General features: G+C 67.3%; 16 protein-coding genes. All 16 read left to right on the top strand.

Translation table 11 applies throughout. The features are described 5' to 3' along the window. The first annotated feature begins 19 nt into the window (after positions 1-19). The 16 genes from ET475_RS15520 to gmk all read left to right on the top strand — a co-directional run bounded on the left by ET475_RS15520 (position 20) and on the right by gmk (position 19738). Positions 20-3304, top strand: a complete 3285-nt coding sequence (locus ET475_RS15520) for a DEAD/DEAH box helicase (RefSeq protein WP_129392322.1) — start codon at positions 20-22, stop codon at positions 3302-3304. A 75-nt stretch (positions 3305-3379) separates the two neighbouring features. Beyond that, the gene (locus ET475_RS15515; RefSeq protein ID WP_129392319.1) at positions 3380-4948 is read left to right on the top strand and encodes a Rieske 2Fe-2S domain-containing protein; all 1569 of its coding nucleotides are present in this window, start codon (positions 3380-3382) and stop codon (positions 4946-4948) included. 47 nt (positions 4949-4995) lie between these two features. Beyond that, complete coding sequence (locus tag ET475_RS17920; protein ID WP_165310959.1) at positions 4996-5253, top strand: hypothetical protein; 258 nt, start codon at positions 4996-4998, stop codon at positions 5251-5253. Further along, complete coding sequence (locus tag ET475_RS17915) at positions 5250-5630, top strand: type II toxin-antitoxin system VapC family toxin (RefSeq protein WP_165310957.1); 381 nt, start codon at positions 5250-5252, stop codon at positions 5628-5630. Before ET475_RS17920 ends, ET475_RS17915 begins: the two co-directional genes overlap by 4 nt. A gap of 188 nt (positions 5631-5818) precedes the next feature. Beyond that, a complete protein-coding gene (locus ET475_RS15505) occupies positions 5819-6292 on the top strand; it encodes a peptidase inhibitor family I36 protein (protein WP_129392313.1) in 474 nt (157 codons plus the stop codon). Positions 6293-6328: 36 nt separating this feature from the next. Beyond that, positions 6329-7204, top strand: coding sequence for a hypothetical protein (locus ET475_RS15500; protein ID WP_129392310.1), 876 nt, complete (start codon positions 6329-6331; stop codon positions 7202-7204). Between the two features lie 52 nt (positions 7205-7256). Next, positions 7257-8246, top strand: a complete 990-nt coding sequence (locus ET475_RS15495) for a peptidoglycan-binding domain-containing protein (protein WP_129392307.1) — start codon at positions 7257-7259, stop codon at positions 8244-8246. 65 nt (positions 8247-8311) lie between these two features. Next, positions 8312-10141: an ABC transporter ATP-binding protein/permease gene (locus ET475_RS15490; protein ID WP_165310955.1), complete on the top strand. Its 1830-nt coding sequence runs from the start codon at positions 8312-8314 to the stop codon at positions 10139-10141. 113 nt (positions 10142-10254) lie between these two features. Then, positions 10255-10785, top strand: a complete 531-nt coding sequence (pyrR, locus tag ET475_RS15485; protein ID WP_129392300.1) for a bifunctional pyr operon transcriptional regulator/uracil phosphoribosyltransferase PyrR — start codon at positions 10255-10257, stop codon at positions 10783-10785. Beyond that, a complete protein-coding gene (locus ET475_RS15480) occupies positions 10782-11768 on the top strand; it encodes an aspartate carbamoyltransferase catalytic subunit (RefSeq protein WP_129392297.1) in 987 nt (328 codons plus the stop codon). Before pyrR ends, ET475_RS15480 begins: the two co-directional genes overlap by 4 nt. Next, a complete protein-coding gene (locus ET475_RS15475) occupies positions 11765-13069 on the top strand; it encodes a dihydroorotase (RefSeq protein WP_129392294.1) in 1305 nt (434 codons plus the stop codon). Before ET475_RS15480 ends, ET475_RS15475 begins: the two co-directional genes overlap by 4 nt. Beyond that, entirely contained in the window at positions 13066-13575 is a 510-nt protein-coding gene (locus ET475_RS15470; protein WP_129392291.1) for a PH-like domain-containing protein, read from the top strand. The genes ET475_RS15475 and ET475_RS15470 overlap by 4 nt, the downstream gene beginning before the upstream one ends. Continuing rightward, positions 13572-14726 (top strand): glutamine-hydrolyzing carbamoyl-phosphate synthase small subunit, encoded by a 1155-nt coding sequence (gene carA, locus ET475_RS15465; protein ID WP_129392288.1) that lies wholly within the window; start codon positions 13572-13574, stop codon positions 14724-14726. The genes ET475_RS15470 and carA overlap by 4 nt, the downstream gene beginning before the upstream one ends. Continuing rightward, positions 14726-18019: a carbamoyl-phosphate synthase large subunit gene (gene carB / locus ET475_RS15460; RefSeq protein WP_129392286.1), complete on the top strand. Its 3294-nt coding sequence runs from the start codon at positions 14726-14728 to the stop codon at positions 18017-18019. The genes carA and carB overlap by 1 nt, the downstream gene beginning before the upstream one ends. Continuing rightward, entirely contained in the window at positions 18016-18849 is an 834-nt protein-coding gene (gene pyrF, locus ET475_RS15455) for an orotidine-5'-phosphate decarboxylase (protein ID WP_129392284.1), read from the top strand. The genes carB and pyrF overlap by 4 nt, the downstream gene beginning before the upstream one ends. Continuing rightward, the gene (gmk, locus tag ET475_RS15450) at positions 18842-19738 is read left to right on the top strand and encodes a guanylate kinase (protein WP_129392282.1); all 897 of its coding nucleotides are present in this window, start codon (positions 18842-18844) and stop codon (positions 19736-19738) included. Before pyrF ends, gmk begins: the two co-directional genes overlap by 8 nt. Positions 19739-19786 lie beyond the last annotated feature (48 nt).

Here is a 19786-nt window from a genome sequence, read left to right as displayed (position 1 = left end):
CGCTGCGAGGATGGATGCCATGCCCGCACCGTTCCTGCACCCCGACGACATCCGTCGAAGCGCGGAGGGGTACGGCTACGAACGGGGTGTGGAGTATTTCCGCTCGGGCGCCGTGCGTCGCCTCGCGTGGGATGACGAGGTCTCGGCCCTCACCGGGGTTGTGAACGGCAGCCGCTCGATGTCATATCGTGCGACGATCTGGCTGGATCCGATGCGACGGGGCAGTCCGATCGTGGGGTCGTCGTGTTCGTGCCCCATGCAAGCGGGCTGCAAGCATGTGGTCGCCACGATGCTCGCATCCAACGAGCAGGTGCAGCCTGCCGTTCCCCCGCCACCCCCGCCGGGCGTGCCGCAACCGACGATGCCGCCGGGCCGCGCAGGCTCGAGCGCGCCCGAGGTGAGCTGGCGCAGCATCCTGATGCCGGAACCACGGGTGCACGGCACCGGCGAGCTCGCGCTCGGCGTCGAGCTGCGCCAGCGGGGGGAACGGGGCATGGCGTATTGGGCCCCGGTGCGCTGGGAGACCGCGACGCCGCGCGGCCTGCAGACCGGGGCAGGCGAGGTGTCGTTGGGCCTGCGGCCACTGGAGCGCAGTCGCAGCACAGGCCGCTGGATCAAGGGGCAGGCGTCATGGGAGGCCCTGCGCCGCATCGGCGCGGGCATCGACCACCGGCAGCACGAATGGATGCTGGAGCTGTACAGCATCATCCGCATGCACTCGCCGCTGAACGAGTACGGCACCGCCGGCGAGTGGCTCACTCTCGATGGCGCGTCATCGGGACTTCTCTGGCACCATGTGGCGGCCGCAGCCGCCAGCGGCGTGGAGATCGTGACGATGTCGAAGGCGCAGTCGGTGCGGCTCGCCGAGTCGGGAGCTGTCAGCGTCCGCGTGCAGAAGGAAGGCGAGGCGCTGCGCCTGTCTGCGCAGACCGAGATCGAGTCGACTCCCGTCGAACCGCACGGCGTGCGGCCGGTGGGTGACACAGGCTTCTACACATACGACATCCAACGGTCGATGATCCACCTCACTCTGGTACCGGCCCCGCTGAGCGCACCGATCAAGGCGCTGCTGCAGCATCCCGCCGGCGTTCTCATCCCGGCTGCCGAGAGCGCCCAGTTCCTGAGCGAGGGGTATCCCCGGCTCGCTCGGCAGGTGCCCGTCGTGGCCCAGGGGCTGCAGCTGCCCGAGCCCGAGCCGATTCGCCTGGAGCTCACGGTACGGTTCCGCCCGCGCGACACGATCGAGTACACGCTGGAGTGGCGGTATCCGGGCGGCGCACGCTACGGGTATGAGCGGGATGCCGCACCCGACCGCGACGCCGAGACAGAAGCCGAGATCTGCGAGGCCGTGGCCGGGGCATGGCCAGACGCCGCGGCATCGGGCACTCTTTTGGATGTCGAGGCGGCGGAGTTCGTCGCGAACGCGCTGCCCGCGCTGCGTGAACTCGATGCGGTGTCGATTGTGACGAAGGGAAAGCAGCGCACCTACCAGGAGCTGTCCGGCGACCCCGAGATCACCGTTTCCACCGTGGAGAGCACCGACGCCGACTGGTTCGATTTGGGTGTCATCGTCACGATCGACGGCCGGCGCATCCCATTCCAGCCGCTGTTCACCGCCCTGGCCAAGCGCCAGGGCAAGCTGCTGCTGGCCGACGGCGGCTACTTCTCGCTCAAGCATCCCGCGCTCGACCGGCTGCGCGAGCTCATCGAAGAGTCGTACGAACTCAACGAGTGGGAGACCGCGCCGCGCATCAACCGCTACCAGACGGCGCTCTGGGCCGATTTCGAAGATCTCGCCGACGTGTCGGAGCCGGCGGTGTCGTGGCGGGCGATCGCCGACGGGCTGCGCGAGATCGAGCACGTTGATCCGACCCCGGTGCCGGCCGGGCTGCGCGCACAGCTGCGGCCGTATCAGAAGGCGGGGTTCGACTGGCTCACGTTCCTGTGGCAACACGGCCTCGGCGGCATCCTTGCCGACGACATGGGCCTGGGCAAGACGCTGCAGACCCTCGCGCTGATGGCGCACACTCGTGAGGCGGGCGAGCATCGCCCCGTGCTCGTGGTCGCGCCCACCTCGGTGCTGGCGACGTGGCGGGCCGAGGCATCCCGATTCGCACCCGCGCTGCGGGTCGCGGTCGTCGACGCGACGCATGCGCGGCGCGGCGCGCTGCCCGACGACGTCGACCTGGTGATCACCTCGTACACCCTGTTGCGACTCGACGAAGACGAATTCGCCGGGGTGGATTGGTCGCTGGTCGTGCTCGACGAGGCGCAGTTCGTGAAGAACCCCGCGACCAAGCTGTACAAGGCGGTCAAGGCGCTGCGCGCGAATGCCGTGTTCGCCCTGACCGGCACGCCGATGGAGAACACGCTCACCGAGCTCTGGGCGCTGCTGTCGCTGACGGCGCCCGGCCTGTTTCCCTCGGCCCGACGCTTTCGTGAGGAGTACGTCGGGCCCATCGAAAAGGGAAAGGTCCCCGAGAATCAAGAGGGCGGGCCGTTCCGCGCCGCGCGCCTCAAGCGGCTGCGGCACCGCGTCCGCCCGCTGATGCTGCGTCGCACGAAGGAGCTCGTGGCCGCCGATCTGCCGCCCAAGCAAGAACAGCAGCTGTGGGTCGAGCTCGCGCCGGCCCACCGGGCGCTGTACGACACCGTGCTGCAGCGCGAGCGGCAGAAGGTTCTGGGCCTGCTCGACGATCTCGACCGCAACCGGTTCATCGTGTTCCGCTCGCTGACGCTGCTGCGCATGCTGAGTCTGGCGCCGGTGCTGGTCGACCCCGCGCATGCGCGCATCCCGTCGGCCAAGCTCGACGACCTCGTCGAGCAGATCACCGAGCTTGCCTCCGAAGGGCACCGCTGCCTGGTCTTCAGCCAGTTCACGTCGTTCCTGCAGCTGGCGGCCGGCAGGCTGGATGCCGCAGGGATTGCCACCGAGTACCTCGACGGGTCCACCCGGCGGCGCGAAGACGTCATCGACGCATTCCGCGACGGCGAAGCCCCTGTGTTCCTCATCAGCCTGAAGGCGGGCGGATTCGGGCTCACTCTCACCGAGGCCGACTACGTCTTCCTGCTCGACCCGTGGTGGAATCCGGCCGCCGAGGCACAGGCAGTGGACCGCACGCACCGCATCGGACAGACCCGCAGCGTCTTCGTCTACCGCATGATCGCCACCGGAACGATCGAAGAGAAGGTGCTGGCGCTGCAGCAGCGCAAGGCACGGCTGTTCCGTTCGGTGATGGACGACGACGACATGTTCGCGAAGGCGCTGTCGGCCGACGACATCCGCGCGCTGTTCGACGACTGATACTCCCGGCGTTGCCCCGGTCGGGCACAGCGGGCTCCGCGTAGAATCGGGAAGCCATCGATCAGGAGGAGTTCCATGCGGATCACCGGGCTCGGCCACGCCGGGATGTTCATCGAGACCGCCGGCGGCAGCATCATCTGCGACCCGGTCATCGGTCCGAGCTTCTACGGAGCGTGGTTCCCGTTCCCCGACAACCGCGGCCTCGACTGGGAGCGCTTCGGCAAGGCCGACTTCCTGTACATCTCGCACCGGCACCGCGACCATTTCGACCCGCGGCTCATGGAACGGTACATCCGCAAAGACATCCGCGTACTGCTGCCCGACTACCCGACCGACGACCTCGAAGACGACATCCGCAAACTCGGCTACACCAACATCGTCTACACACAGGCGGGCGTCCCGATGCAATTCGGTGAGTTGACGCTCATGGTCACTCCGCTGCGCGCTCCCAGCGACGGGCCGATCGGCGATTCGTCACTGTCGGTCGACGATGGCACCGCCAGCATCCTGAATCAGAACGACTCGCATCCGCTGGATCTGGAGAAGCTGCTGAGCTTCTCCAAGCCCGACGCCTATTTCACGCAGACCTCCGGCGCCATCTGGTGGCCGATGGTCTACGACCTGCCGCAGGACGCGAAGCAGAACTTCGCGCGATTGAAGCGCGACGCACAGAACAAGCGTGCGATGTACTACATCGAGAAGGTCGACGCCGAGCACGTGTTTCCGATGGCGGGTCCGCCGATGTTCCTGCGCGACGACCTGTTCCGGTTCAACGGGTGGGGCAAGGACGACGATGCGATCTTCACCGATCAGGCGCAGTTCCTCGATCACATGGCCCAGATGCGCCCGGAACAGAAAGGGTACCTGTTCGTTCCCGGCACCCAGGTCGATCTGAATCACGGTGAGATCGAGATCTCACAGACGCTCTACACCGACGAGGAGATCGATCGGGTCTTCGGCGACAAGTGGAACTACCTCGAGCAGCAGCGGGCCTCGCGCCAGCAGGAGTTGCGCGACGAAGAGGCATCCCGTGCCGCGGTGCTGCCGCCCGATGGGATGCTCGCCGAGCTGAAGGCGTGGTGGGAGCCCATGCTGCGCAAGTCGCGCACCATCCGTCTTGGCGTCGGCGGGCCGGTGCGCATGAGCATCGGCGAGCTGGATCTGGTCGTCGACTTCCCGAAGGCGAAGGTGCGCGAGTACGCGGGGGAGGACTGCGAGTTCTGGTACACGATTCCCGCCGACCTCGTCTCGACGAACATCCGCGACCACGAGATCGACTGGTCGAACTCGATCTTCCTGTCGCTGCAGTTCAGCGCCGGGCGCAAGGGCAAGTTCAACGAGTTCATCTACACGTTCTTCAAGTGTTTGTCGGCCGACCGCATCGAGTACGTGGAGAACTGGTATTCGGAGCAGGCCGACACCAGTGAAGACGTGCAGCTGGACGACTGGATGGTGCAGCGACGCTGCCCCCACCTGCGTGCCGACCTGTCGAAGACCGGCAAGATCGAAGACGGCGTGCTCACCTGCAGCATGCACGACTGGAAGTGGGACCTGGCCACCGGCCGGTGCCTGACCACCCAGGGCCATCCCATCCGCGCCGAAGCGTGCCCGGTGACGCAGGAAGCGCTGCGCCCCGCCGGCTGAGCGCGGGTGGTCTGTACCACCCGAATCTCTAGTGGTACACTGTCGGCATGGCAACGACATTGCCGCGTATCCAGGTCACCCAGACACCCGAGCTCGCGGCCGGACTCGAGCTGGCGGCGAAGGAGTGGCCGGGAGCGTCGCGTTCGGAGCTCGTTGCACGACTCGCGGCAGCAGGAACAGAATCCCTGACAGCGAAGCGCGCTGCCCGGCGCGCCGATCGCCGGAAGGTGCTGGAAGAGACGCGCGGAAAGTACGACTATCCGCCGAACTATCTGGAGGAGCTCCGCAAGGACTGGCCCGAGTGATCGTCCTCGATGCCAGCATCCTGATCGCGTACTGGACGACGGACGATGCCCATGCCGACGACGCCTTCTCGATTCTCGACACGGAAGAAGATCTGCTCCTGCATCCCGTGACGCTGGCCGAGACGCTGGTGTGGCCGGTCCGGGAACGGCGAGAGCGAGCTGCCGTCGATGATGTGGCACGGCTGGGGATCGAGCGGTATGCGCCATTGTTCGATGAGCCGTTGCGTGTGGCGAGTCTGCGGGCCGCGACCACGTTGAGGCTCCCCGACGTGTATGTGCTGGCCACCGCCATCGAGCACGGAGCGACTCTCGCGACATTCGACCGCCGCCTGGCGGGGGCGGCCCGGGATCACCATGTCGCCGTTGTCGGAGCCTGAGTCCGCGGATACGCGGGCGAGCGTGAGTAACCCATTCCTATCCATGAGCGGCCGTGAACGTCCAACGTTACCAATTCGTTACGATCCGGTCTCAGCCTTTCGAGAGCCTACTGATAACCTCATTTCAGCTTCAATGGGGTTTCAAGAGAATTGAAGACGGCGCAACGGTGAGCTGAAGGGGAATTGCCATGAGGGAATACAAGGGTAGAGGACCTCGACGGAAAAAGCCTGGGCGAGTTGCAATGGGTTTGTGGTCCATCGCCGGAGTCATGGGCGGGGGGCTCTTGTTCGCCGCACCGGCACAAGCCGCCGCGCCCACCGACTGTCCGCCGACGTACGCGTGTCTCTGGGGAGACACCGCGTTCAAGACGGGCGGGGCGACCGCATCGGTGATCAAACTGAAGCAGTATATTCCGGCGCTTAGGCCGTTCAGCTACTACGGTACTTCGAGGACCGGCCATGATAGTGCGTCGTCCGTCTTCAACAACGGTTCAACGGACACTGCCTACTTCTTCAAGAATGAGAACCACGGTGGTGCGTGGTTCAAGAAGAGCACCAATGATGGCGACAGTGACTTCACCAATGGGTCCCCGCCTGGGAGCTTCAACGACTCGCTCGACTCCGTGTACTTCGCGACGCTTTTTGTCCCGATCGGTGGTTGAGAAGTCGGTGCTTGATGACCACCGCGGGATCGTGTCGTGAAGTGGAAAAGCGCGCTACTCGTGGGGGCGCTTCTCTTGAGCGCGTCTGCCGGCTTGCCGGCCTGCTCGTCGTTTGCTCCAGCACCCGATGGGATCGAACTCCCTGAGAAGAACATCGACCAGTGGGTTCTTCCGCTTGATCAGTTCCAGACGAGGGATCTCACACTCGACACCTACGCCGAGAACCTGCTAGTCGAGCCGTGTATGGAGGACGCCGGATACGAGTGGAAAGTGCCCTACCGCGACGCGAAGGCGAAGAGCCCGATGCTCACGGCACTGGGACTGTGGAACTTCAATCGGAGTGTCGCCAGTACCTACGGCTATCACTACTCGATGAACCCGCCCATGGAGAACGCGGCCGATTGGGAAGGGTTCCAGAAGATGACGCAATCGATCTCTGATGCGGAGTTCGATACCCTGCGAGCGTGTCAGTCGGAGGCGCGGAAAGCAGTGCCGTCCTCTGATGATCCGGTGAATTACATCATGACCGTGGCCAGCTCTGCGGAGGAGGCGGCAGCATCAGACCCGAGCGTGACAAGTTCGGAGTCTCAATGGCGGACTTGCATGCTGCCACTGGGAATCGCAGACCTGCCTGACAATCCGTTGAAGATGCCGAGCCAGAGCATGAACGTCCTTTATGGGCTCGATGACGGATCGTGGAGTATATCTGATGACGAGGTCAAGACGGCCACCTTCGATTTCGATTGTCGGGAGAGCAGCGGCTGGCGGAAAGCATATTACGATGCGGAGTGGAATGCTCAAGTCGCTCAATTAGATAAGTACGGCGACGATATTGTCCGGATGGGAAAGCGCGTGGCGGCCATCGACAAGAAGATCGATGAAGTGATCGCGGAGCATGCTCCGGCAGCTTGACCATCGCCGCCCACGAGGGAGGCGCGCATGGTGGGCGATCGCGGCATTGGTCGTGCTCACCCTCGTGTTCGGCGCCGGCTGGTGGCTCGCACTCGCCTTCGAATCGCCGGCGCAGAGGGCCGCAGTTGCGACTGCTCCGCCCCCAGGCCCCGTCCTCGCAGACGTGTCGGAGGGCGTGCTCGCGAAAACAATCAGCGCTCGTGGGACGATTCAGGACAGCACGGTCGTGACGCGCGTTCTGCCGGCGCCGGATGCGACGACGGTGGTGACCGGCCGCCCGGTGGCGCGCGGGCAGGTCGTGTCGTCCGGAGAGTCGTTCATCACGTTGAACGGTCGTCCCGTCTTTGCTCTCGTGGGGAAGTTCCCGTTCTACAGGGATCTCGAACATGGGAGCTCCGGCCCCGATGTCGAACAGCTCCAGCGCGCGTTGCGCATCTCCGTGACGGGTGTTTATGACGGGGCGACTGCGGCGGCCGTGTCATCGATGTACGCGCGCGCCCACGCGAGCGCGCCCGATGTGGTCCCGGCCTCTGCGCTGATCGTGATCCCGAAGGCGATGCGGTTGACATCGGCTCCGACGATCGGCGATGTGCTGTCAGCGGATGCGTCCGCCTCGTTCTCCTCCGGCAATCTCGTCGCACGGGTGGGCGTGTCTTCCAGCATCGCCGAAGGGATCGAGACCGGGATGAAGGTCCAGCTGACGACGACCGGCCAGACGGTCGACGGCACCGTGACCGCGGTCGACCGCGACGGCGACGATGCCAAAGTCGCGATGGTGCCAGTGAAGCCGTTCGCGACAGCTCAGGACGGCAGGGCGATAGTAGCGGTGATCGTCTTGAGGGAGGTCGCGCCGAAAGGGCTGACGGTACCGAGCACGGCGGTGATCGGTGCAGGCGCGACGAGTGCCCGCGTCCTCAAGCAACAGACCGACGGGAGCTTCTTGGCAGTCGCAGTGACGGAGGTCGGCGAGTTGGATGGCACGAGCGCCATAGTCGCTACCGATGGCGACCTCGTCGTCGGCGACCGCGTGCGCGTGGGGTGAGCGCGATGCGGATTCGCGTTGACGACCTGTGCCGGGCCTTCGGTGTGACCCGTGCGCTGGACGACGTGAGCCTGCAGATCGGCGAGGGGGAGTTCGTCGCGATCGAGGGGCCATCGGGTGGCGGCAAGTCCACTTTGCTCAACATTCTCGGGCTCCTCGATTCTCCGGACTCGGGCGTCTACCTTCTGGACGGCGTGGACACCGCGTCGCTGAGTCGGCGTGAATCGGCGCGGCTGCGTAGCACGACTCTGGGATTCGTCTTCCAGGCGTTTCATCTCCTTGACCGTCGCGCAGTGATCGACAGTGTGGAACTGGGGCTGCTCTACCGGGGTGTGCGGCGCTCGGAGCGCCGGGCCCGCGCTGTCGAGGCGCTGGAAGCAGTGGGCCTGGGTGACCAGATCTGGCAATCGGCAAATACGCTCAGTGGCGGTCAGCGGCAGCGGGTGGCGATCGCCCGGGTTCTCGCGTCGGGTGCACCGCTGGTTCTCGCTGATGAACCCACGGGCAACCTCGACAGCGAGAACGGAGATGCGGTATTCCAGCAGCTGCGCGCCCTCGCAGACGCGGGCGCCACGGTGGTCATGGTGACGCATTCCCATGAGCTCGCCGAGCGGGCGGATCGAGTCGTCACGATCAAGGACGGACGGATCGCCGGAGGTTCGCAGCGGCAGGCAGCGTCGCCGGCTCTCGCGATGAGCGCGAGTGTCTCGGCGCACCATGAGCGTCCGTCGACGTTGCGCCCGTTCGACGTGCTCCGGGATGCTTTCGAGTCATTGCTCTCTCGCACGGGGCGAATGGCGGGTCTGGTCGGTTCGGTTGCACTCGCGGTGGGGCTGGTCGTGGCGACCCTGGGCATCATGGGTTCCGCTCGCGCCCAGGTGTCCAGCCAGTTCGACGCGCACGAAAGCCGGGACGTCACGGTGGGCTGGAGCGCGGATGACTTCCCCGCCGGAGCACCTGATCCGGACGCCATCCGCGTAGCGCTGTCTGGCCTTCGTGGGGTCGGTGCGGTCGCGACACTCGACGACTACGACGCGCTGCCGGTGGCGGCCACGGCCATGCGCCCGGCGCTGAACGTCCCGGTAAGCGGCGTGTCGTCCGATTATCCGGGTGCCGCGCGCCTGGAGGTCGAGTGGTCCAGAAGACCGCTGGTGCAGCTATCGGGGAACGAAGCGCTGGTGGGGAAGTCGCTGGCCGCACAACTGGGGTTGCCCGCAGTGACGATGCGCCCCACCATCGAGATCTCTGGGCTGGTCTTCAGCGTCGTGGGGGTCATCACCTCGGCGCCTCGTTCCCCAGCGCAGACAGGAGCGGTGCTTGTTGGACCCGATGGCGTGAAGACTCTCCGTCTGGCCGATCCCCAGCATCGAAGCGCCCTGATCCTCTCGCACACGGGCGCAGCCCAGCAGATCGCGCACCAGGCGCCGTTGGCGGTGAATCCGTTCCGCCCGTCGTCCGTGACGGTCCGAGCGCCTGTGGACCCGACAACGGTCCGCAGCGAAGTCGAAGCGAGTGTGCAGACGACGCTCTTCATCCTCACGGGGGTCTCGCTTCTGGTTGCCATCGCCAGCCTCACCAACGCGATGAGTCTGTCCATCGGGGAGAGGAAGCAGGAGATCGGACTTCGTCGTGCGCTGGGCGCCAGGTCAGTCCATATCGCTTCCCTCGTGAGCTGTGAAGCGGCGATCGTGGGATTTATCGGCGGACTCGTCGGGCTGCTGGCTGGCCTCGGCGCCGTGCTGACGATGACCATCGTCCAAGGCTGGTCGCCGATCTTCGATCTCCGGCTCGCGCCCGGGGCGATCGCCTGCGGTGTGCTCGTCGGGGTACTGGGCAGTATCGTCGCGACCCGTCGCGCCGCCCGCATCCGGCCGAGCGACGCGCTCAGACTGTGAGCCGGCCCGATGCCCCCTGCGTTGCCGTCCCCCGCGCCAGAACGGCGACCCGGTAGACTCGAACGAGCAAGCAACCTTTAACACCGTCCCGTGAGGCGGAGAAGGGAGCGGCGATGAGCACGCGCACCGTGCTGCACGACGCTGACATACAACGTGCACTGCGACGGATCTCGCACGAGATCCTCGAATCCAACAAGGGCGCAGACGATCTGGTCATCCTCGGAATCCCGACCCGCGGCGTGAATCTGGCGCACCGTGTCGCGCAGCTGGTCGCAGAGGTGAGCGGCGCCGAGATTCCCGTCGGCTCGCTCGATGTCACGATGTACCGCGACGATCTGCACCGGCATCCCACTCGCACGCCGCAACCCACCCAGATTCCGCCCGGCGGTATCGACGGCAAGACGGTGGTGCTCGTCGACGATGTGCTCTTCTCGGGCCGCAGCATCCGCGCCGCCCTCGACGCTCTGCAAGACATCGGGCGCCCCGCAGCGGTGCGGCTGGCGATCCTCGTCGACCGGGGGCATCGCGAACTGCCGATCCGGCCCGACTTCGTCGGCAAGAACCTGCCGAGCGCCAGCGACGAGCGCGTCAACGTGCGCCTCACCGAAGTTGACGGCGCCGATGAGGTGACGATCGAATCATGAGGCATCTGCTCGACACCAAGACGCTCTCGCGAGAGGACGCCCTGCGGATTCTCGACGTCGCCGAAGACATGGCCGACACCCAGCAACGCGAGGTCAAGAAGCTGCCCACGCTGCGCGGCAAGACCGTCGTGAACCTCTTCTTCGAAGACTCCACACGCACCCGCATCTCGTTCGAGGCCGCCGCCAAGCGGCTGTCGGCCGATGTCATCAACTTCTCGGCCAAAGGCTCTTCGGTCTCCAAGGGCGAGTCGCTGCAAGACACCGCCCAGACGCTGCAAGCCATGGCCGCCGACGCCGTGGTCATCCGTCACGGCGCCTCCGGCGCGCCCCGGACGCTGGCCACCAGCGGCTGGATCAGCGCGGGCGTGCTCAACGCCGGCGACGGCACGCACGAACACCCCACGCAGGCGCTGCTGGACGCCTTCACGATGCGCAAGCGCCGCTACGGTGCCGACAGCCGAGGACGCGACCTCGAAGGCTTTCGCGTGACGATCGTCGGCGACATCCTGCACTCGCGCGTCGCGCGCTCAAACGTGTGGCTGCTGCACACCCTCGGCGCCGAGGTCACCCTCGTGGCCCCGCCCACGCTGGTGCCGCAGGATGTCACGGCCTGGCCGGCGCAGGTCGGCTACGACCTCGACGAAGCCATCGCCGACGGGCCCGACGCGCTGATGATGCTGCGCATCCAACTGGAGCGCATGAACGCCGCGTATTTCCCCACCGAACGGGAGTATTCACGTTGCTGGGGGCTGGATCCCGAGCGCTTCGCGGCGCTTCCACAGGGTACGATGGTGATGCATCCCGGTCCGATGAACCGGGGCTTGGAGATCTGCGCAGAAGCCGCGGACTCGCCCCGGTCGACCGTTCTCGATCAGGTGACCAACGGGGTGTCTGTGCGCATGGCGGCGCTCTACCTGCTGCTGGCGGGGGAGCGGCCCGCGCCGGCGGATGAGACCGACACGAACAAGGAGGACGCACGATGACCGAGAGCCTCCTGTTCCACGGAGCATCCCTCGAAGGCGGCGAGTCCGCCGACATTCTCATCCAAGACGGCCGCATCACCGAGATCGGCACGGGGCTGCACCACGCGGGTGCCCGCGTCGTCGACGCCGACGGGCTCATCGCCCTGCCCGGCCTGGTCGATCTGCACACACACCTGCGCGAGCCCGGGTACGAGGCATCCGAGACGGTGCTCACCGGCTCACGCGCGGCCGCCGCCGGTGGTTACACCGCCGTGTTCGCGATGCCGAACACCTCACCGGTTGCAGACACCGCCGGCGTCGTCGAGCAGGAGCTCGCGCTGGGCGAGGCCGCGGGCCTGGTCACCGTGCAGCCGATCGGCGCGGTCACCGTCGGGCAAAAGGGCCAGCGACTGGCCGAGATCGGCGCGATGGCGGCATCCCGGGCCCGCGTGCGGGTGTTCAGCGATGACGGCTTCTGCGTGTGGGACCCGCTGATCATGCGCCGGGCGCTCGAGTACGTGAAGGCGTTCGATGGCGTGGTGGCCCAGCACGCACAGGACCCGCGGCTGACCGAAGGCGCCCAGATGAACGAGGGCACCGTCTCGGCCGAACTGGGACTTGCTGGATGGCCGGCGGTGGCCGAAGAATCGATCATCGCCCGCGACGTGCTGCTGGCCGAGCACGTCGGCTCGCGGCTGCACGTGTGCCATCTGTCCACGGCGGGCTCGGTCGACCTCATCCGGTGGGCGAAGAAGCGCGGCGTCAACGTCACGGCCGAGGTCACACCGCACCACCTGCTGCTGACCGAAGAGCTCGTGCGCGGCTATGACGCGCGGTTCAAGGTGAACCCGCCGCTGCGACGCGACGAAGACGTGCAGGCCGTGCGCGAGGGCCTGGCCGACGGGACGATCGACATCGTCGCGACCGACCACGCGCCGCATCCCGCCGAGTCGAAGTCGTGCGAGTGGCAGGCCGCCGCCAACGGCATGGTCGGCCTGGAATCGGCACTGCGCGTCGTGCACGCGGCCATGGTCGAGACCGGGATGCTGCGCTGGGCCGATGTCGCGCGCGTCATGTCGCACACCCCGGCCGCGATCGGGCGACTGGCCGGTCATGGCCGCCCCGTCGCTGCGGGCGAACCCGCCGAGCTGACGTTCTACGATCCCGCCGCCGGCGGCACGTTCGATCGCGCCGATCTGCGCGGGCGCAGCGTGAACTCGCCATACCTCGGCCGCGAGCTGCCCGGCAGCGTGCGCTATACGGTGCATGCCGGGCGCGTCACGGTCGCCGACGGCGTACTGACTGAGGAGGTATCGGCATGACCCGCGAAGGCGCTCTGCTGTTGATGGTCGCGATAGCCCTCGTGCTGCTCGCCCTCATGGCGTGGGGCTGGTATCGACGAACCCGCCGCGACGCCGCGCCGCTGACCTCGGTGCACGATCTACCCGCTGAGGCGACGGTGTCAGGGCGTTATGACGGCCTCTACGTGGCCACCACCCGCCAGGACGAGCCCCTGGAGCGCATCGCTGCTCCCGGTCTCGGCTACCGCTCGCGGGCCGACATCATCGTGGCCGACACCGGCATCGCCCTCGATATCCCCGGGCAGCAGCGCCTGGTGATCCCGGCCGAGCGCATCGCCGATGTCGCCCAGGCCACCGTGGCCATCGACCGTGTCGTCGAGAAGGACGGCCTGGTGCGCGTCACCTGGCGCACCGACCTCGGCACGCGTGTCGACACCTATCTTCGGGCTCGGGATGCCTCAGCCACAGCGCTGGCCGACAGCATCCGCCCGCTCATCCACGACTCCCGGACAGGATCCGCCGCATGACCCTCACCACCGACCCCGCCGTGCTCATTCTGGAGGACGGCACCCGCCACCGTGGCCGCGCCTACGGCGCCCGCGGCACCACCCTGGGCGAAGTGGTCTTCTCCACCGGGATGACCGGGTACCAGGAGACCCTCACCGATCCCTCGTACGCGGGGCAGATAGTGCTGCAGACGGCGCCGCACATCGGCAACACCGGCATGAACGACGAAGACCCCGAGTCCCGCCGCATCTGGGTGGCCGGCTATATCGTGCGCGACCCCTCGCGGGTCGTGTCGAACTGGCGGGCGACCACCTCGCTGGATGCCGCACTGGAGCAGGACGGCATCGTCGGCATCAGCGGCATCGACACGCGCGCGGTCACCCGGCACATCCGGTCGGCCGGCAGCATGCGCGGCGGCATCTTCTCGGGTGAGGCCGCCGATCTCGACCCCGATGAGCAGCTGCGTGTCGTGCGCGAGGCCCCCGAGATGGCTGGGCAGAACCTGTCGGCGGCCGTTTCGATCACCGCCAGCGCGGTCACCAGCGCACAGGGCGAGAAGATCGGCAACCTCGCCGTGCTCGACCTCGGCATCAAACAGGCCACCGTCGACAACCTGGCCCGTCGCGGCTTCGAGGTGCACCTGCTGCCGCAGGATGCCACGTTCGAAGCGATCTCGGCCATCGACCCGGTGGCGGTGTTCTACTCCAACGGGCCCGGCGACCCCGCGGCATCCGACCGCCACGTCGAGGTGCTGCGCAACGTGCTCGACGATGGACTTCCGTTCTTCGGCATCTGCTTCGGCAACCAGCTGTTGGGGCGCGCCCTCGGCTTCGGCACCTACAAGCTGCCGTTCGGCCACCGCGGCATCAACCAGCCGGTGTTGGACAAACAGACCGGTCGAGTGGAGATCACCGCCCACAACCACGGCTTCGCCGTCGACGTGCCCCGCACCGGGGCCGTCGAGAGCCCGCACGGGTACGGGCGCGTGGAGGTGAGCCACGTCGACCTCAACGACGATGTCGTCGAGGGCCTGCGGGCCCTCGACATCCCCGCCTTCAGCGTGCAGTACCACCCCGAGGCCGCCGGGGGACCGCACGATGCCAACTACCTCTTCGACCGCTTCCGCGACATGGTCATCGCGCACCTCGACTCTCAGAAGGCAGGAAACTGATGCCCAAGCGCGACGACATCCACTCCGTCCTGGTCATCGGCTCGGGCCCGATCGTCATCGGTCAGGCCTGCGAATTCGACTACTCGGGCACCCAGGCGTGCCGCGTGCTGCGTGCGGAGGGTGTGCGCGTGATCCTGGTCAACTCGAACCCGGCGACGATCATGACCGACCCTGATTTCGCCGACGCGACCTACATCGAGCCGATCACCCCCGAGGTGATCGAGACGATCATCGCCAAGGAGCGCCCCGACGCCATCCTCCCCACCCTGGGCGGGCAGACGGCGTTGAACGCGGCGATGGCCCTGCACGAACGCGGCATCCTCGACACCTACGACGTCGAACTCATCGGCGCCAAGCCCGACGCCATCGAGAAGGGCGAGAACCGCCAGATCTTCAAGGAGCTCGTCATCGCAGCGGGGGCGGATGTCGCTGCCAGCGTGATCTGCCACACGATGGACGAGTTGCTCGCCGGTGCCGATAAGCTCGGCTACCCGTTGGTGGTGCGCCCAAGCTTCACGATGGGCGGGCTGGGGTCGGGCTTCGCCTATGACGAAGAAGACCTGCGGCGCATCGGCGGCGCAGGCCTGCACGACTCGCCGACGGGAGAGGTGCTCCTGGAGGAATCGATCCTCGGATGGAAAGAGTATGAGCTCGAGCTCATGCGCGACGGTGCCGACAACACCGTCGTGGTCTGTTCCATCGAGAACGTCGACCCGGTCGGCGTGCACACCGGCGATTCGATCACCGTCGCGCCGGCACTGACCCTCACCGACCGCGAATTCCAGAAGCTGCGCGACATCGGCATCGACATCATCCGCGCGGTGGGTGTGGACACCGGCGGATGCAACATCCAGTTCGCCGTCGACCCGGCCAGCGGGCGCATCATCGTCATCGAGATGAATCCGCGCGTGTCGCGGTCGTCGGCGCTGGCGTCGAAGGCCACCGGGTTCCCGATCGCCAAGATCGCCGCCAAGCTGGCCATCGGGTACCGGCTCGACGAGATCCCCAACGACATCACCCGGGTCACCCCGGCCAGCTTCGAGCCCACGCTGGACTACGTGGTCGTGAAGGTGCCGCGGTTCAATTTCGAGAAGTTCCCGGCCGCCGACACGACACTGACCACCACCATGAAGTCGGTGGGCGAAGCCATGGCCATCGGGCGCAACTACACGACGGCTCTGCAGAAGGCGCTGCGATCGCTCGAAAAGCGCGGGTCGAGCTTTCACTGGGGCGACGAGGCGCGCTCTGTCGACGAGCTCATCGAACAGTCCAAGACACCGACCGACGGTCGCATCGTGCTCATCCAGCAGGCGTTGCGCCGGGGTGCCACGGTCGAGCAGCTCTTCGACGCGACGGCCATGGACCCGTGGTTCCTCGACCAGATAGTGCTCATCAACGAGGTCGCCCAGGCCGTGCACGACGCCGCAGAGCTGGATGCCGACACCCTGCGCCTGGCCAAGGAGCACGGGTTCAGCGACGCTCAGCTGGCACAGCTGCGGGGGCTGAGCGAGGCCGAGGTCCGCGGCATCCGCCACGGTCTGGACGTGCGCCCGGTGTACAAGACCGTCGACACGTGCGCGGGGGAGTTTCCCGCCCTGACGCCGTACCACTACTCCAGCTATGACGCCGAGACAGAGGTCGCGCCCTCCGACCGCACGAAGGTGGTCATCATCGGGTCGGGTCCGAACCGCATCGGGCAGGGCGTCGAGTTCGACTACTCGTGCGTGCACGCCTCATTCGCTCTGTCCGACGCCGGGTTCGAGACCATCATGGTCAACTGCAACCCCGAGACCGTCTCGACCGACTACGACACCAGCGACCGGCTGTACTTCGAGCCGTTGACCCTCGAAGACGTGCTCGAGGTGCTGCACGCCGAGTCACGGTCCGGCACGATCCTCGGCGTCATCTGCCAGCTGGGCGGCCAGACGCCGCTGGGTCTTGCCAAGGGCATCCAGGACGCCGGATACACGATCCTGGGCACGCAGCCCGAGGCTATCGACCTGGCCGAAGAACGCGGTCTGTTCAGCGGCATCCTCGACGCCGCCGGCCTCGTCGCCCCTCGGCACGGCACCGCCATCGACGTCGACGGGGCGGTATCGGTCGCCGAAGAGATCGGGTACCCCGTGCTGGTGCGACCGAGCTTCGTGCTCGGTGGGCGCGGCATGGAGATCGTCTACGACACCCCCAGCCTGCGCGACTACTTCGTGCGCATCGGCGAGGCTGCCATCATCGGCGAGGGCAAACCCCTGCTGGTCGACCGCTTCCTCGATGATGCCGTCGAGATCGACGTCGATGCCCTCTACGACGGTGCGGAACTTTTCCTGGGCGGCATCATGGAGCACCTCGAAGAGGCCGGCATCCACTCCGGCGACTCGAGTTGTGCACTGCCCCCGATGAGCCTGGGGCGCTCCGAGATCGAACGCGTCCGCGAGGCCACCCTCGGAATCGCCGCCGGGGTGGGCGTGCGCGGACTTCTGAACGTGCAGTTCGCCGTCAGCGCCGGGGTGCTCTACGTCATCGAGGCCAACCCGCGTGCGAGCCGCACCGTGCCGTTCGTGTCCAAGGCCCTGGGCACGCCGTTGGCCAAGGCGGCAGCCCGCATCATGGCCGGCTCGTCGATCGCCGAACTGCGCGCCGAGGGTCTGCTGCCGGCATCCGGCGACGGCTCGTCGGTACCCATGTCGGCGCCGGTCGCAGTCAAAGAGGCGGTGCTGCCCTTCAAACGGTTCCGCACCGCCGATGGCAAGACCGTCGACTCGGTGCTGGGCCCCGAGATGCGCTCCACCGGTGAGGTGATGGGCATCGACCGCGACTTCCCGACGGCGTTCGCCAAGAGCCAGGCCGCCGCATACGGGGGCATCCCGCGCTCGGGCACGGTGTTCATCTCGGTGGCAGACTCCGACAAGCGCGCTGTGATCCTGCCTGCGCACCGGTTGCAGCAGCTCGGGTACACGCTGACGGCGACCGAGGGCACCGGCGAGATCCTCGCGCGCAACGGCATCGAGGTCACGGTGGTGAACAAGTACAGCCAGACCCAGGAGTCGGGGGAGCGCAACGTCGTCGACCTGATCAACAACGGCGAAATCGACATCGTCGTGAACACGCCCAGCGGTATGTCGGCGCGTGCCGACGGATACGAGATCCGTGCGGCAGCCGTCGCGGGCGACAAGGCGCTGTTCACCACCATCGCCACCCTGGGGGCTGCCGTCAGCGCGCTGGATGCCACCGGTGACGGGTTCGACGTGCGCAGCCTGCAGGAGTACGCCGCCGATCGTGCGGCGGTGAGTGCGTGACCGGCTTCGGCGAACGCGTGCGCGCAGCCATCGCGCAGTACGGTCATCTGTGCGTGGGCATCGACCCGCACGCGGCCCTGCTGAGCTCGTGGGGGATGGATGCCACGGCTGCGGGGGCCCGCGAGTTCGGCCTGCGGGTGGTCGAGGCCGCCGCCGGCCACGTAGGCATCGTCAAGCCGCAGGTATCGTTTTTCGAACGGTACGGAGCCGCGGGATTCGCGGCACTCGAAGACGTGCTGCGCGCTGGACGCGACGCGGGCCTGGTGGTGATCGCCGACGCGAAGCGCGGCGACATCGGATCGACGATGGATGCCTACGCGCAGGCCTGGCTCACCCCCGGATCGCCACTGGAGGCAGACGCTCTGACCGCCAGCCCCTTCCTGGGCGTGGAGGCGCTTTCGGGCGCCTTCGCCCTGGCGGAGAGATCCGACAAGGGTGTGCTGGTGCTCGCCGCGACGAGCAACGCCGATGCGTTCGGCCAGCAGCGCGCCCTGCTTCAGAGCGGGGACACCGTCTCGGCGCACGTCATCGCCGAGGTTTCGGAGCGCAACGCCCAGCGCACCACTGCCGGGCAGTGGGCAGACCTCGGGTTCGTGGTCGGTGCGACCGTGGAGTGGCAGGCGGCCGGTCTTCGGGTGCCCGCCCCGCCGACCCCGATCCTCGCACCGGGCTTCGGGCATCAGGGCGCCGAACCCACCCAGCTCACCGAGCGATTCGGGGCCGCGGCCCCGACGGTCATCGCCAGCGAGAGCCGCAGTATCCTGGCCGCCGGGCCCGACCGGTTGGCCGCACACATATCCAGGCGCGCAGAGGAGTACGTCCGTGGCTGACGCCAAGCATCCCCCCGAGGTCGACAGGATCGCAGCATCGCAGAAGGCGATCGCCGCGCGACGCGCGCGGGCGAGCCTCAAACGCGATCTGACGACGCGCGTGGTCACCCCACAAGACGCGATGCGGCGCGCGGTGGCCGACGCCGCCTCGGCGGCCGGAACGCTGCGGATCACCGATTTTCTCACCGCACTTCCGGCGATCGGCGAGGGCAAGCGCGACCGGATCCTCGCACGGCTCGAGATATCGCCGGTCAAGCGGCTGGGCGGCCTGGGCGTGCGGCAGCGGCGGGCGCTGGGATCGTGGCTGGACGGCAGGTTCCCCGAGCCGGCGCCGCGCGCGGCCCGCAGCCGGCTGCTCGTGCTGGCCGGCCCGACCGCCGTGGGCAAGGGAACCGTGGCGGCCTGCGTCAAGCAGAACCACCCCGACATCCTGCTCTCGGTGTCGGCGACCACCCGGCCGCCCCGGCCCGGAGAAGTCGACGGCGAGCACTACTACTTCGTCGATGACGCGGCCTTCGACCGCATGATCGCCGGCGGGGAGCTGCTCGAACACGCCACCGTGCACAACAAGTACCGTTACGGCACGCCGCGCATGCCTATCGAGCGTGCGCTGGCTGCGGGCCGCTCGGTGCTGCTGGAGATCGACCTGCAGGGAGCCCGACAGGTGCGCGCGGCCGACCCGTCGGCCACCCTCGTGTTCCTGCTGCCGCCGAGTTGGGACGAACTCGTGCAACGGCTGATCGGGCGTGGCACCGAAGACGCCGAAGAGCGTTCGCGGCGTCTGCGCACAGCCAAGGTCGAGCTGGCCGCACAGGGCGAATTCGACTATCGCGTCGTCAACGACGACGTCACCCGCGCCGCCGCCGAGGTCGCCGCCCTCGCACGCTGAGCCGGCGGTGACGCGCACCCGGTAGAATGGGTCATCGCGCGTCGTCCG

Origin of the sequence: Microbacterium protaetiae (genome assembly GCF_004135285.1) — a bacterium.
Classification (GTDB): Bacteria; Actinomycetota; Actinomycetes; order Actinomycetales; family Microbacteriaceae; genus Microbacterium; species Microbacterium protaetiae.
Note: the sequence above shows the minus strand (reverse complement) of the source record. Positions and strands in the feature narration are given on the sequence as shown.